Origin of the sequence: Planococcus citreus, from assembly GCF_003664125.1 — a bacterium.
In the GTDB taxonomy this organism is placed as follows: domain Bacteria; phylum Bacillota; class Bacilli; order Bacillales_A; family Planococcaceae; genus Planococcus; species Planococcus citreus.
This window is the reverse complement of sequence record NZ_RCCP01000010.1, coordinates 19,197-31,928: the sequence shown is the minus strand read 5'-3', so window position 1 is coordinate 31,928 and position 12,732 is coordinate 19,197. Positions and strand designations below refer to the sequence as shown.

At 51.7% G+C, this 12,732-nt stretch carries 11 protein-coding genes; all 11 read right to left on the bottom strand.

What is annotated here, in order from left to right; translation table 11 throughout:
• Positions 1–26: 26 nt before the first annotated feature.
• Positions 27–317, bottom strand: coding sequence for an RNA-binding S4 domain-containing protein (locus DFR62_RS16870; protein WP_058382220.1), 291 nt, complete (start codon positions 315–317; stop codon positions 27–29).
• Positions 304–1,782: a bifunctional methyltransferase/pyrophosphohydrolase YabN gene (gene yabN / locus DFR62_RS16865; protein WP_121301366.1), complete on the bottom strand. Its 1,479-nt coding sequence runs from the start codon at positions 1,780–1,782 to the stop codon at positions 304–306. Before yabN ends, DFR62_RS16870 begins: the two co-directional genes overlap by 14 nt.
• A 3-nt stretch (positions 1,783–1,785) precedes the next feature.
• Entirely contained in the window at positions 1,786–3,366 is a 1,581-nt protein-coding gene (locus DFR62_RS16860) for a putative polysaccharide biosynthesis protein (RefSeq protein WP_121301365.1), read from the bottom strand.
• A gap of 16 nt (positions 3,367–3,382) precedes the next feature.
• A complete protein-coding gene (gene mfd / locus DFR62_RS16855; protein WP_121301364.1) occupies positions 3,383–6,916 on the bottom strand; it encodes a transcription-repair coupling factor in 3,534 nt (1,177 codons plus the stop codon).
• A 109-nt stretch (positions 6,917–7,025) separates the two neighbouring features.
• Entirely contained in the window at positions 7,026–7,586 is a 561-nt protein-coding gene (pth, locus tag DFR62_RS16850) for an aminoacyl-tRNA hydrolase (protein ID WP_121301363.1), read from the bottom strand.
• A gap of 108 nt (positions 7,587–7,694) precedes the next feature.
• The gene (locus tag DFR62_RS16845; RefSeq protein ID WP_058382225.1) at positions 7,695–8,345 is read right to left on the bottom strand and encodes a 50S ribosomal protein L25/general stress protein Ctc; all 651 of its coding nucleotides are present in this window, start codon (positions 8,343–8,345) and stop codon (positions 7,695–7,697) included.
• A gap of 96 nt (positions 8,346–8,441) precedes the next feature.
• On the bottom strand, positions 8,442–9,404 hold the full coding sequence (locus DFR62_RS16840) for a ribose-phosphate diphosphokinase (RefSeq protein WP_058382226.1): 963 nt from the start codon (positions 9,402–9,404) through the stop codon (positions 8,442–8,444).
• 17 nt (positions 9,405–9,421) lie between these two features.
• Complete coding sequence (glmU, locus tag DFR62_RS16835) at positions 9,422–10,792, bottom strand: bifunctional UDP-N-acetylglucosamine diphosphorylase/glucosamine-1-phosphate N-acetyltransferase GlmU (protein WP_121301362.1); 1,371 nt, start codon at positions 10,790–10,792, stop codon at positions 9,422–9,424.
• A gap of 299 nt (positions 10,793–11,091) precedes the next feature.
• Positions 11,092–11,376 (bottom strand): septation regulator SpoVG, encoded by a 285-nt coding sequence (spoVG, locus tag DFR62_RS16830; RefSeq protein ID WP_121301361.1) that lies wholly within the window; start codon positions 11,374–11,376, stop codon positions 11,092–11,094.
• Positions 11,377–11,524: 148 nt separating this feature from the next.
• Entirely contained in the window at positions 11,525–11,902 is a 378-nt protein-coding gene (locus DFR62_RS16825) for a RidA family protein (protein WP_121301360.1), read from the bottom strand.
• A gap of 1 nt (position 11,903) precedes the next feature.
• Positions 11,904–12,728 carry a pur operon repressor gene (gene purR / locus DFR62_RS16820; RefSeq protein ID WP_058382230.1) on the bottom strand — a complete coding sequence of 275 codons (825 nt, stop codon included), beginning with the start codon at positions 12,726–12,728 and terminating at the stop codon, positions 11,904–11,906.
• Between the last annotated feature and the right edge of the window lie 4 nt (positions 12,729–12,732).

The window sequence follows — 12,732 nt, the reverse complement described above, 5'->3', positions numbered from 1 at the left end:
TAACCGGCTGGGTTCTTTTTCATTCTTTATGCCTCATCGTCTACAAAGCTCGGATCCACTTTATCGAGCTTTTCTTCGTTCAGGATCGTGTACATTTCCGCTGTTTGTTCTTTGCGGACGTTTTCGCGTAATTGGTCGATGCGGGCAGTGACCACTTTTTGCCCGAAGCGGATCTGCAGTTCGTCGCCTTCTTTGACGACGCTGCTTGCTTTCGCTTTATTGCCATTGACCAAAATGCGGCCTTGATCGGCTACTTCTTTCGCCAAAGTGCGGCGTTTGATCAAACGGGAAACTTTCAGGAATTTATCGAGTCTCATGATTTTCGTCCTCTCTGTGTCCAGCTTTTGCTTCGTTCCAGAAGCTGTCGAGCTGGTCTAATGTGTAATCTGAAAACGTGCGGCCGTCTTCTTGCGCGCGCTGCTCTACGTGCGAAAAGCGCGTGCGGAATTTATGGTTCGCTTGGACCATTGCCTGTTCGGGCGACAAGCCGTAAAAACGCGCGATGTTGACGAGCGTGAACAACAGGTCGCCGAATTCATCGAGCTGTTGGTCTTTGGAACCATTCGCCACTTCAATCTTGAACTCCTGCAATTCCTCTTCGAACTTCGCCCATGCGCCGTCCGCATCTTTCCACGTGAAGCCTGCTTTTGCGGCTTTCTTCTGATAATTATACGAGGTCAATAACGAGGAGCTGTAGCGGTCCTGGCCATCGAGCAGCGATTCGCCCGCCGGTTTTTCCTGGCGCTTGATTGCTTGCCAATTATCCACGACTTCATCTGACGACGCCACTTCCACATCACTGAACACATGCGGATGGCGGCGGATCATTTTATCGCTAATGGCTTCTAGCACATCTTCGAGTTGGAAATAGCCGCTGTCTTGGCCGATTTGCGCGTGCAAGAATACTTGCAGCAGCACATCGCCGAGTTCTTCCGCGATGGCTTCGTCATCTTCCTCTTCGATCGCCTGCAGCAATTCGTGCGCTTCTTCGAGTAAATAAGGACGCAGTGATTCATGTGTCTGCTCGCGGTCCCACGGGCAGCCTTCAGGACTGCGCAGTTTCGCGATGATTTCACGGAATGTCTGCCATTCTTTCAACCGCTGCGTCTGCTCCGTTGCAGGCGGCACGTAGACAGTCGTCAAATTATCGATTTCCGCCGAACGGTCGAGTTCGTGGAGCGGCACCGTACGCAGGCGCTCTGAAGTGGCCCCTGCGGCTGTAACAATCGTTACCGGGTAATCTTCCGGGTATTTCTCCATCAGCGATAGTTTCACTTCGGATGCGCTGAATTGGTCATACACTTGCGCGATCAAAATGTGTTCGGTCATATTCAACCGGTCGCTGTCGAGGCCGATGCCGTCGACCAGCTGGAAGCCTTCGATCGGATCGATGCGCAACGCGCCGAATATAGCGTCCAAAAAGCTTTGCCCCCCGGCGATCGACAATTCACAGCGCCCTTGTTTTTCTGCTTCGATCAAAAATTGTACCGTCTGTTCTGCAACGAGCGGATGTCCCGGCACTGCGTAATAAACGGATACGTTTTCCGCAAGCGCAATAAGCGTCTCGGCGATTTCCTTATAAACCGGCGCAAAATCGTCATGCTTTTCGTAAATTGCATCAAAGCTCTTGTAACGTAAGCCTTCTGTTTCCAGCTCTGTAACGACCGGGTGATCCGCTGTCCGCAAGTAAAGCGGGTCCGCCTCTTTCAAGGTACGGTATACGCCGAGCGGCAATTGCAGAAGATCCCCGGCGCCAAGGCCGAGTATATGAATGGTATGCATTGTCTAACTCCTTTTCTTTCGTGGATTGAGCGCCAATTGCAACGCAGCCAGCCGGCGTCCGAACGGGATAATGTACCATTCCCTTTCGGTGATGATCCGTGATTTCGCCACCACCAGTAAAAACACGGCAGCGCCGAGCGGCACGGCGGTCAGTGTGATGAATACGGCTTCCCACCGGCCGGACCATGGCAATAGCGGCACGAGCACTACTACAAAGGCGTAAACCGCGATCGTCATCGCCACAGACGCTGCTGTGAGCCAGCCGTAAAAACGGGCGTGAGCAAATTGCAGCGGCCAAACTTTCTTAAAATACCAGATGAGCGCTGCCGCAATAAAGACCAAGCCAATATTGCCGGCAAGCGCTGCCCCGGTGATGCCGTACAGTGGCACGAGCAATAGATTGCCAGCCAGTTTCAGAATCAAACCGACAAACAATAACAGCGCCGGCACGCGGATTTTTCCGAAACCGTACAGAATCGCCGTCAGCACCAGCACAAGTGACATCGAAACGATTTGCCAATTAAAAACGATGAGTGCAACAGATCCGTCCGGCGTCTGGAATAAAGCTTCATTGACATAAGGCATAACCAGCGTCAACCCGGCGGATGCGGCGACCGCAAACAACACGGACACGCGAAATGCGAGGCTCGCGTATAGTGCCGGGCTGCGGCCGCTTTTTTCCTGCATCGTACGGGCAATAAGCGGCACGAGCGACAGCGTCAAAGAAGTCGCCAATAAAATGCCGAATTGCACAAGCGGTTGCGCACGGTCATAGATGCCTTTTTGTTCCATGGCAGCCTCCGTCCCGAGCGGCTGTTCGAGCAGACGATAGACAGTAAACGAATCGACCAGCTGAAACAGCACCAATAACAGCGAACTCATGCTGACGCTAAGGCTTGTAAACAGCAGGTTCTTCGCCATTCCCCGGTCGAAAGTGCCAATGGGGCGCTCTCTTTGACTCCGATAAGAACGCCATAATAACAGCACAGCCGCGAATGCGCCGGCGCCCGCAGCGGCGATTGCCACTTGCCCTGCGACATAAAGCGAGAGGCCATAGCTGACAGCAGCAAATGCGCCGATCAAAATGACCGAGACGCGCACTGCCTGTTCTGCGACTTGAGCCGTAGCGACCGGTGCCATATTGCCAGTTGCCTGAAGTCGACCTTTCATAATTGCAAGCGGTGCCATGAAGACGACCGCAAACGCCCCTGCCCGCAGCAATCCGGCAAGCAAAGGATCGCCCATCCAGCTTGCCAGCATGCCAGCCCCGAAATAGAGCGCGGCGAATGCTGAGGCGGAAAGAATTACCATAAGCCAGGTAGCCGTTCGTAAAATGCCGGCATGCTTTGAATCGTGCTGCTCTGCCAATAATTTCGATACAGCGACTGCAAAGCCGTAGGACGTCCAAATGCCGAAAATCGCCACGAATGGATACACTTGCTGATAAATATAAAAGCCCTCGTCGCCGACCAGGTTCTGAAACGGCACCCGGTAAACAGCGCTCAGCAGTTTGACGACAAACCCTGCGAGTGTAAGTAACGCGGCACCTTTCAAGAAACTGGCCATCGAATGCTGCGCCGTCATCTGCTTGTCCCCCGCATCACCCGACAGACGCCTCTTCCCGGACAGAATCAGCCAGAATCTCCATCATGCCTTCGAGTACATCAAACGGATGGTGCTTGCCGGTCTTCTTGCCGTCTATATTCAAAACAAGTGCCTGGCCATTCATCGTGAAGCCGACTGCACGTCCGTAGCTGCCGGAAGCTTCGACGACTTTGCCGCCGTCGATCGCTTCTGTTCCAGCATCGCTCAATTTGATAGTGACACGGTCGCCTTGCTGCTTGATCGAGTCGACACCGGCAGCGCGTGCCCAGACTTTCATGCGGGCGATGCGCAGCAATTGCTCGGCTTCGATCGGCAAATCGCCAAAACGGTCGATCAATTCATCCTGCAAGTCGATCATTTCTTCTGCAGTTTCCATGTTTTTGACGCGTTTGTACATTTGGATCTTCTGGTAGCCGTCGGCAATATAGCTATCCGGAATATAGGCATCTTCCGTCAGCGAGATTTCCACTTCCGGCACGACTTCTTTCTTCATGCCGGTGCGGCGTTCTTCGATTGCTTCTTCGAGCATTTGCGAATACAAATCGAAACCGACCGAGTCGATAAAGCCGTGCTGCTGGGAGCCGAGCAAATTGCCCGCCCCGCGGATCGACAAATCGCGCATGGCAATTTTAAAGCCGGAGCCGAGTTCGGTGAATTCCTTGATGGCCATCAACCGTTTTTCGGCGACATCCGTCAGCACTTTATCGCGCTGATACATGAAATACGCATACGCCACGCGGCTCGAGCGCCCGACGCGGCCCCGCAATTGATACAGCTGCGACAAGCCCATGCGGTCGGCGTCATAGACGATGAGCGTATTGACATTCGGGATGTCGATGCCGGTTTCGATGATCGTCGTCGTCACGAGGACATCGTATTCGCCGTCGAGGAAGCCGAGAATGATCGATTCGAGTTCGGTCTCAGACATCTGCCCATGGGCATAGCCGACGCGCGCTTCCGGAACGAGCTGCTGGATCTCGTCCACTTTGCGGGTCATATCGCTCACACGGTTGTATAAATAAAACACTTGGCCGCCGCGCGCCATCTCGCGTTCGATCGCTTCACGCACGAGACCGCCATTATGCTCCATGACATAGCTCTGCACCGGGAAACGGTTGGCAGGAGGCGTCTCGATGACGGACAGATCGCGCACGCCGATCATCGACATGTGCAAAGTACGCGGAATCGGCGTCGCCGTCAAGGTCAAGACATCCACCGTCGATTTCAACTGCTTGATTTTCTCTTTATGGGTCACCCCGAAACGCTGCTCTTCATCGATGATCAACAAGCCGAGATCTTTATACACGACATCTTTCGATAAGATGCGGTGCGTGCCGACGACGACATCGACCGAACCGTTCTTCAAGCCTTTGACCGTTTCAGTTTGCTGTTTTTTCGAGCGGAAGCGGCTCATGAGGCCGACTTCGATCGGGTAATCCTTGAAACGCTCGCTCATCGTTTCAAAATGCTGCTGGGCGAGAATGGTGGTCGGCACGAGGAATGCTACTTGCTTGCCGTCTAGCACCGCTTTGAATGCCGCACGGATGGCGACTTCCGTTTTGCCGTAGCCGACATCACCGCAGATTAAGCGGTCCATCGGGCGCTTTCTCTCCATGTCTTTTTTCACTTCATCGATAGAGCGCAATTGGTCAGGCGTTTCCTCGTAAGGGAATTCCGTTTCGAATTGGCGCTGCATGTCCTGGTCTTCGCTGAACGTAAAGCCTTCGAGCGCTTCACGTTCCGCATACAGCTTGATCAAGTCATCAGCGATATCCTGTACGGCCGCCGATACTTTCGTGCGTGTCTTCTTCCATTCGACGCCGCCCATTTTATGGAGCTTTGGTTCCTTTTCTTCCGAGGCGATGTATTTCTGGACGAGGTCGATTTTATCGACCGGCACAAATAATTTATCATCGCCTTTATAGACGATGTGAAGATAATCTTTATGGACACCGCCGCTTTCCAATGTCTCAATGCCGACAAACCGGCCGATGCCGTGATGGATGTGGACGATATAATCGCCCGGCTTGATCTCCGAATAGCTCTTGATGCGTTCGGCATTGGTCAATTTTTGTGCGCGGGTTTTTTTCTTTGGCTGCTTTTTGAACAATTCCGCATCTGTAATGACGGCCATGCGCTGCAGCGGCATTTCAAAGCCGCCCGACAATTCACCGTCGACGAGATAGGTTTTGCCGTCTTGTACGATGGTTTTTTCGGTAATAATTTCCGCTTCCATTTCATAATCTTCCAAAACAGAGCGTACTTTTTGCAGCCGTTCTTCGCCGCTTGCCACGACAAATACACGGAATTTGCCGAGCGTCCAGCGTTCCATTTCAGCTTGCAGTAAATTCATCTGCCCGTGGAACGATTGCATCGGCTTGCAGGAATAGGCAAGCGATTTCTTGATCGTGACGAGCGGGAAAGTCCGTGTAAAGAGCGACAGGAAATTGGCCGGTTGCTTGAGTTTCGACAACACGTCACGGAACGGGTACGCTAATGGCACATCGTGGAGGAACTTTCCTTCTTCGAGGAGCGACACCGTCCACTCCGCTTCTTCGCGCTCCAGCGTTTCGGTCATCTCTTGGATGCGTCCGAGCTCATCGAAAAACACGACGCCGTCTTCAGGGAAATAATCGCCAAGAAAAGCGGATTGCGAGTCGACCAAAGCGGCGTACTTCGCCAGCTGTTCCGGTTCGTCGCCGCTCCGGAGTGTATCGATATCATGCTGTACGTATTGCAGCATCAACTCTTTCGTATCGTCATCCTTGAGCTTCTTCAAACTCGCGGTCAATTGATCTTCGATTCGGTCTGCCAATACACGCTTCTGTCCTGCTGACAACACCAATTCGACAGCCGGCAAAATGCACAGCGACTCGATTTTCTCAAGCGAGCGCTGGTCTTCTGCGGAGAACAGGCGGATGGAATCGACTTCCGTATCGAATAGTTCAATGCGCACTGGATGCTCGAAATGCAGCGGATAGACATCAAGGATGCCGCCGCGCAAAGCGAATTCGCCGGGTGAAGTGACCATTGTCGTGCGGGAATAGCCCATTGCAACAAGCTTCAATAGCCAGTTCTCGGTCTCGAGTTCATCTCCGTCCGCAACGCGCAAAGTCGCCCCGTCCCATTGTGCCGGGGACGGCAATAATTTGCGCAAGCCGGAAACCGGCGTGACGTAAATGCCTTTGCCGGTCGATTTCATATGGTCGAGCGTGTCGATGCGGTGGGCACGCAGTTCCGGTCCGGAAAATGCAATATCTGCGGCGATCGTTTCTTCCGCTGGATACAAACGCACGCGCCGCTCCCCCATGAGCCTGACCAAATCGTCATAGACCCGTTGGGCATGCAGCAAATTCGGCGTCACGACGAGCAGCGGCTTGTCGAGTTCTTCATAGACCGTCTGATAAAAAATTGGGCGCGCGCTGCCGGATAAGCCCGAGATCAGCTGGTGGTCCTGGCCTTTTTTCAGTTCTTTGATAAACGATTGAGTGTGGGAATCCCCTAAAAATGTCTGCAAAATGTGCTTCATGAAGATTCCTCCTTCCTGTCCAAAATTAAGCCGTTTGATGGCTATATTACCCTTTTAAAAACGATAGGAAACGGGAAAAAGCCTTGGACGCACGCATGCGCCAAAGCGATTAACCGTTGTATTCGTTCATGACTTCGATAAATGGTTTCGACAGCCAGTAATTGCACGCATCCGCACTTTTTCCGACCGCCTCTTGCATCAATGGCTTTTCTTCAGCATTGAACTTAGCGAGTACGTAATCCGGCACTTTCATTCCGGCAGGCGGGCGGCTGATGCCGATGCGCATGCGGTTGAACTGCTGGGTGCCAAGATGCTGGATCAGTGACTTGATGCCGTTGTGGCCACCGGCGCTGCCTTTTTGGCGCAAGCGGAGCTGTCCTGCCGGCAAATCCAGATCGTCGTAGATGACCACAATGTCTTCCATGTCGACATTGTAATAATCCATCAAAGGGCCGATACATTCGCCGGATAGATTCATATAGGTCAGCGGCTTAACGAGCATCACTTTGCCTTCTGGGCGGTGGACGACGGAATACATCCCCTTGAACTTGGACTGCGTGAGCGAGGCGTTCCATTCTTTCGCCAACCGGTCGATTACGTGAAAGCCGATATTGTGGCGGGTTTCTTCATATGGTTTTCCTGGATTCCCCAGGCCGATGATCATTTTCATAGCAAACTCCTTTTACTTCTTCACTGCCTTTTATTTTACCATAATCCGTGCGCATGCAATAAAAACAGGGACTGCCGGTGGGCAGTCCCTGTTTGAGCATTGCAGGAATTATTCTTTTTCTTCGCCGGCTGCTTCTTCTTCGTTGTCGCCGATTACTTCAGGCTCTTCGCCTTCGTCTGTTGTTTCAAGCTCTTCTAGCTCTTCTTCTGTACGTGGTGCTGTAACAGAGATCAACAGGAAGTCATCGTCGTTCAAGATTTCAAAGCTGAACTTGTCGCGGATGTCGCTGACCGACACAGAGTCACCGATTGCGAGCTCGCTGATGTCGATATCGACAGAATCCGGAATATCGCTCGGCTTGACGCGAATGTGAACTTCGCGGTTCGGCTGCGTGACGACACCGCCTTCTTTTTCGCCTGGTGATTCGCCGATCAAGTGAACAGTTGCATCAACATCGATTTCTTCAGACATGTTGATCGCCAAGAAGTCGACGTGCTTGAAGCTGCCTTTCAATGAATCCATTTGGTAATCGCTCAATACGACGTTCGTGCTCTTGCCGCCGATTTCCAAGCTGATGACGCCGTTACGTCCAGATTCACGCAAAGTTTTGATCAAGTCGATTTCGGATACCGCAATTGGTGTTGTTTCCATTTTGTAGCCGTATACGACGCCAGGCACGTGGCCTTCGCCGCGCAAATCGGTTAATGCCGAATGCGGCTTTCCTGTTTCTCGTTTCGCTGCTGTCATTTTGATAGCCATATAATTTCAACCTCCAGTTATATTAAACGCATAGTTTATAACTACCCTGTTCATATAAAGCTGAAACCTGGAAGACTCTGGGATACCCCAGCGCCATCAATCAAATAAAGTGCTGACTGATTTCTGTTCGTGTACGCGGATGATGGTTTCAGCAAGAAGCGGTGCAACCGTCAATTGTTTGATCTTGTCGATTTTCTTCTCATCTGCAAGAGCGATCGAGTTGGTCACGACCAATTCCTTGATGACGGAATCCTGGATGCGCTGAACGGCAGGGCCGGAAAGCACCGGATGCGTACAGCAAGCGTAAACTTCTTTCGCTCCGCTTTCGATCAATGCGCTAGCTGCAATCGAAATCGTTCCAGCCGTGTCGATGATGTCATCGATGATGATCGCTGTTTTACCTTCAACGTTCCCGACGATGTTCATGACTTCGGCAACGTTCGGTCGCGGGCGGCGCTTATCGATGATCGCAATCGGCGCTTTCAGGCGGTCCGCCATTTTACGGGCACGCGTAACCCCGCCGTGGTCAGGCGACACGATGATCGCGTTCTCGAGATCGATGTTCGGATCGTTCAGGAAATGATCGGATAGGAGTGGCACAGCTACCAGATGGTCAATCAAAATATCAAAGAACCCTTGGATTTGCGGAGCGTGGAGATCCAAGACGACGACACGCGTCGCGCCGGCTGTTTCAAGCAAGTTGGCAACAAGTTTGGCCGTGATCGGCTCGCGTGAACGTGCTTTACGGTCCTGGCGTGCATAGCCGTAGTATGGGATGACTACGTTCACGGTACGCGCAGATGCACGCTTGACGGCATCGATCATGATCAATAGCTCCATCAAATTTTCGTTGACCGGCTGTGAAGTCGATTGGACGATGAACACATCGCAGCCACGGATGCTTTCTTCGATGTTAATCTGGATTTCTCCGTCGCTAAAATGTGTTACCGAGCTTTTGCCAAGCGGCAAGCCCACTTGCTCAGCAATTTGCTCAGCGAGTTCTTTGTTCGAGTTCAACGAAAAGATTTTCAACTTCGAGTTAGTATTTTGAATGCCCATTGGGGGGAACCCTCCTATTATTTGCGGTTTAGTTTGCTTGCGTAGCCTTCTTTATTTTCTTGGCGCGCTCTGCCAATCGCCAAGGCGTCGCTAGGCACATCTTTCGAGATGGTCGACCCTGCTGCGACATAAGAGCCTTTGCCGATCGTCACCGGTGCAATCAAATTCGAGTTGCAGCCGATGAACGAATCATCTTCAATGGTCGTGAGGTGCTTGTTCTTGCCGTCGTAATTGACCGTGATCGTGCCACAGCCGATATTGACGCCAGTTCCGACTGCCGCATCCCCGATATAGCTCAGATGGGAAACTTTACTGCCTACGCCGATCTCGGATTTTTTCACTTCCACGAAATTGCCGATCTTCACTTCATTTCCGAGCGCAGATTGCGGGCGGATATGGGCGAATGGCCCGACAGCGGTATCGTTCCCGATCGTGCTGTCATACACTTCGGAGCTGCGGATTTCCGTGCGATCGCCGATTGTGCTCGAAACGATGCGCGTATTCGATGTGATGACGCAATCTTCGCCGATGACTGTATCGCCTTCAATGGTGACATTCGGGTGGATGATCGTATCAGCCCCGATTTTTGCCTGTGCACTGATATACGCAGTCGCCGGGTCGATGATCGACACACCCGCGCGCATGTGTTGCTCAGCAATGCGGCGGCGAAGGAAAGTCTCCGCTTGGCTCAGCGCGACGCGGTCATTGACGCCGAGCGTCTCTTCAAAGCTGTCGGTCGCAAAGGCCGCCACGATTTCCCCTTGTTTTTGCAGGATCTCGATGACGTCCGGCAAATAATATTCGCCTTGTACATTATCATTCGAAACGTTTTTCAACGCGTCGAACAAAGCTTCGTTATCAAAGCAATAGGTTCCGGTATTGATTTCTTTCACGGCTTGCTCTGCAGTCGATGCGTCTTTTTGCTCGACGATCTTCTCGACGCTTTCAGAAGCGTCCCGGATGATGCGGCCGTAGCCTGTCGGGTCTTCAGCGATAGCCGTCAGGATGGTCGCTTTAGCGCCGGTTTCTTTATGATGGTCGATGAGTGACTGCATCGTTTCCGCACGGATCAAAGGCGTATCGCCGCATACGACGATTGTCGTCCCAGCTTTTCCTTCAATCAATGGCGCTGCTTGCTGCACGGCGTGGGCTGTGCCGAGCTGCTCTTCCTGGAGTGCGTATTCACTCATGTCCCCCAGCTGGTCTTTTACTTTCTCCGCTCCGTGCCCGACGATCGTGACGATTTTCTCGACGCCAAGCTGGTGAATATTCCCCGTTACGTGCTCTACCATCGGCATGCCGCATACAGGGTGGAGTACTTTATACAATTTCGATTTCATGCGCGTGCCTTGCCCGGCCGCCAAAATTACCGCGTATGTATGGTCCATTGGTCGAATCCCTCCGTTTCCTGTATTTAAACTGATTAACTGAAAAATGATTGTCTGGCGAAAGGGCTACCTAGTCTAGGCAAAAAAATGCCACTTTCACGTTTCCTTATTGACTATAGCTGAAAAACCCTTGATTTTCAAGGTTACAGGACATGACAATCCCATGACAAAGCCCGAAGCGAGCGCAATTGCGCGCTTTTTCACCTTCTGAGCAAGACTGGTACGAGAGGGATTTCTTATCGATGGAATTTTACCCATAAAAAAGAACCTTCTCTTGAAGTGGAAGGTTCTTTGACGTATCAGATGCCAGCATTCTCTAGAACTGCCTGCTCTTCACTTTGTTCATAGGCAACAAGCACGGCTTCCTGCAATTTATTGCGGGTGCCAGAATTGATCGGATGTGCAATGTCGCGGAACTCCCCGTCCGGCGTCCGCTTGCTCGGCATGGCGACAAATAACCCGTCGTTGCCGTCGATGACACGAATGTCGTGTACCACGAATTCATTGTCGAGCGTGATTGAAGCGATTGCCCGCATGCGTCCGTCAGTCTGAACGCGGCGCAATCTTACATCAGTTACTTCCATTCTCAAATCTCCCCTTCTCTTGCTGTAATTTTTTGGCGCTTTTATTTGTATTCGGGAGAGAGGACTAAATTCCTTCAAAAATTACAGAATTTATTAGAAAATTTACTTAATAAATGAAAATAAAACAAAAACCACCCAAAAGGTGGTTTTATTGTGCAACTTTCGCAATGACTTCAATTTCTACTTTCACATCTTTTGGCAGGCGTGCCACTTCGACTGTGGAGCGCGCTGGCTTATGCTCGCCGAAATAAGAAGCATAAATAGAGTTCAGTTCCGCAAAATCGTTCATGTCTTTGATGAACACAGTCGTCTTGATGACATGCTGAAGCGACGATCCCGCTTCTTCCAAGACAGCCTGAAGATTGGCGAACACTTGATGCGTTTGTTCCGCAATGCCGCCTTGTGCGAGCTCTCCATCTGCTTTCAACGGGATCTGCCCCGAGCTATAGAACATATCGTCTGAAATGACGCCTTGGGAATACGGCCCGATCGCCGCTGCTGCTTTATCTGTCGCTACGTATTTCATATTAATCCGCTCCTTCAAAATAATTTCCGGCTCTCAATGTAATGGTCCGGTCTTTTTCGCTGACTTCGTCCAATTTGACGAGGGAGAGATATTTTTCCACGAGGCGTTCGTCTGCATGCTCCGCTTCCACGAGCACCGCAACACCGGCCAATGTGCAATCGAATTCTTCCAATAAGTTCTTCATGCCGTTCATCGTGCCCCCGACTTTCATGAAATCGTCGGTGATGAGCACGCGCTGGCCGCTCTTCATGCTGCGTTTGGATAACACCATCGTCTGGATGCGGCGCGTGGAACCCGAGACGTAATTGATGCTGACTGTGGAGCCTTCTGTCACTTTGCTGTCGCGGCGGACGATGACGACCGGTACATTCAAGTGGCGCGCGATGGCTTGGGCAATTGGGATGCCTTTTGTCGCGACTGTCATGATGGCATCGATTTTCTCGCCTGCAAATGCGCTGGCAAACACTTTACCGACGCGGTTCATCATTTGGGGGTTGCCGAGCACATCGGTCATATACAAATAACCGCCCGGCAATAGCCGGTCCGATTGGCTCAATTCCGTAATCAATCCGTCCATGACTTGACGAATCTCGGCATCTTTCATCTTCGGTACATATTTGACGCCGCCCGAAGCACCTGGCACGGTCATCAACAGGCCGATGCCTTTTTCTTCAAAGGTTTCCTTGACGATGCCTAGGTCCTCGCTGATCGAAGATTTCGCTGACTGATACAGATCCGAAAAATATGTCAACGGAATCAATTGATGCGGATGTTCCAATAGATAATGCGTCATGTCGACCAAGCGTTCACTGCGCTTCCATTTCACTACT

Excerpts from the sequence above, each read along its gene's own strand:
- spoVG (WP_121301361.1), bottom strand. The coding sequence starts at position 11,376 with ATGGAAGTAACTGATGTAAGATTGCGCCGCGTTCAGACTGACGGACGC.
- pth (WP_121301363.1), bottom strand. The coding sequence starts at position 7,586 with ATGAAAATGATCATCGGCCTGGGGAATCCAGGAAAACCATATGAAGAA.
- DFR62_RS16845 (WP_058382225.1), bottom strand. The coding sequence starts at position 8,345 with ATGGCTATCAAAATGACAGCAGCGAAACGAGAAACAGGAAAGCCGCAT.
- DFR62_RS16825 (WP_121301360.1), bottom strand. The coding sequence starts at position 11,902 with ATGAAATACGTAGCGACAGATAAAGCAGCAGCGGCGATCGGGCCGTAT.
- yabN (WP_121301366.1), bottom strand. The coding sequence starts at position 1,782 with ATGCATACCATTCATATACTCGGCCTTGGCGCCGGGGATCTTCTGCAA.
- DFR62_RS16860 (WP_121301365.1), bottom strand. The coding sequence starts at position 3,366 with ATGACGGCGCAGCATTCGATGGCCAGTTTCTTGAAAGGTGCCGCGTTA.
- mfd (WP_121301364.1), bottom strand. The coding sequence starts at position 6,916 with ATGAAGCACATTTTGCAGACATTTTTAGGGGATTCCCACACTCAATCG.
- glmU (WP_121301362.1), bottom strand. The coding sequence starts at position 10,792 with ATGGACCATACATACGCGGTAATTTTGGCGGCCGGGCAAGGCACGCGC.
- DFR62_RS16870 (WP_058382220.1), bottom strand. The coding sequence starts at position 317 with ATGAGACTCGATAAATTCCTGAAAGTTTCCCGTTTGATCAAACGCCGC.
- DFR62_RS16840 (WP_058382226.1), bottom strand. The coding sequence starts at position 9,404 with ATGGGCATTCAAAATACTAACTCGAAGTTGAAAATCTTTTCGTTGAAC.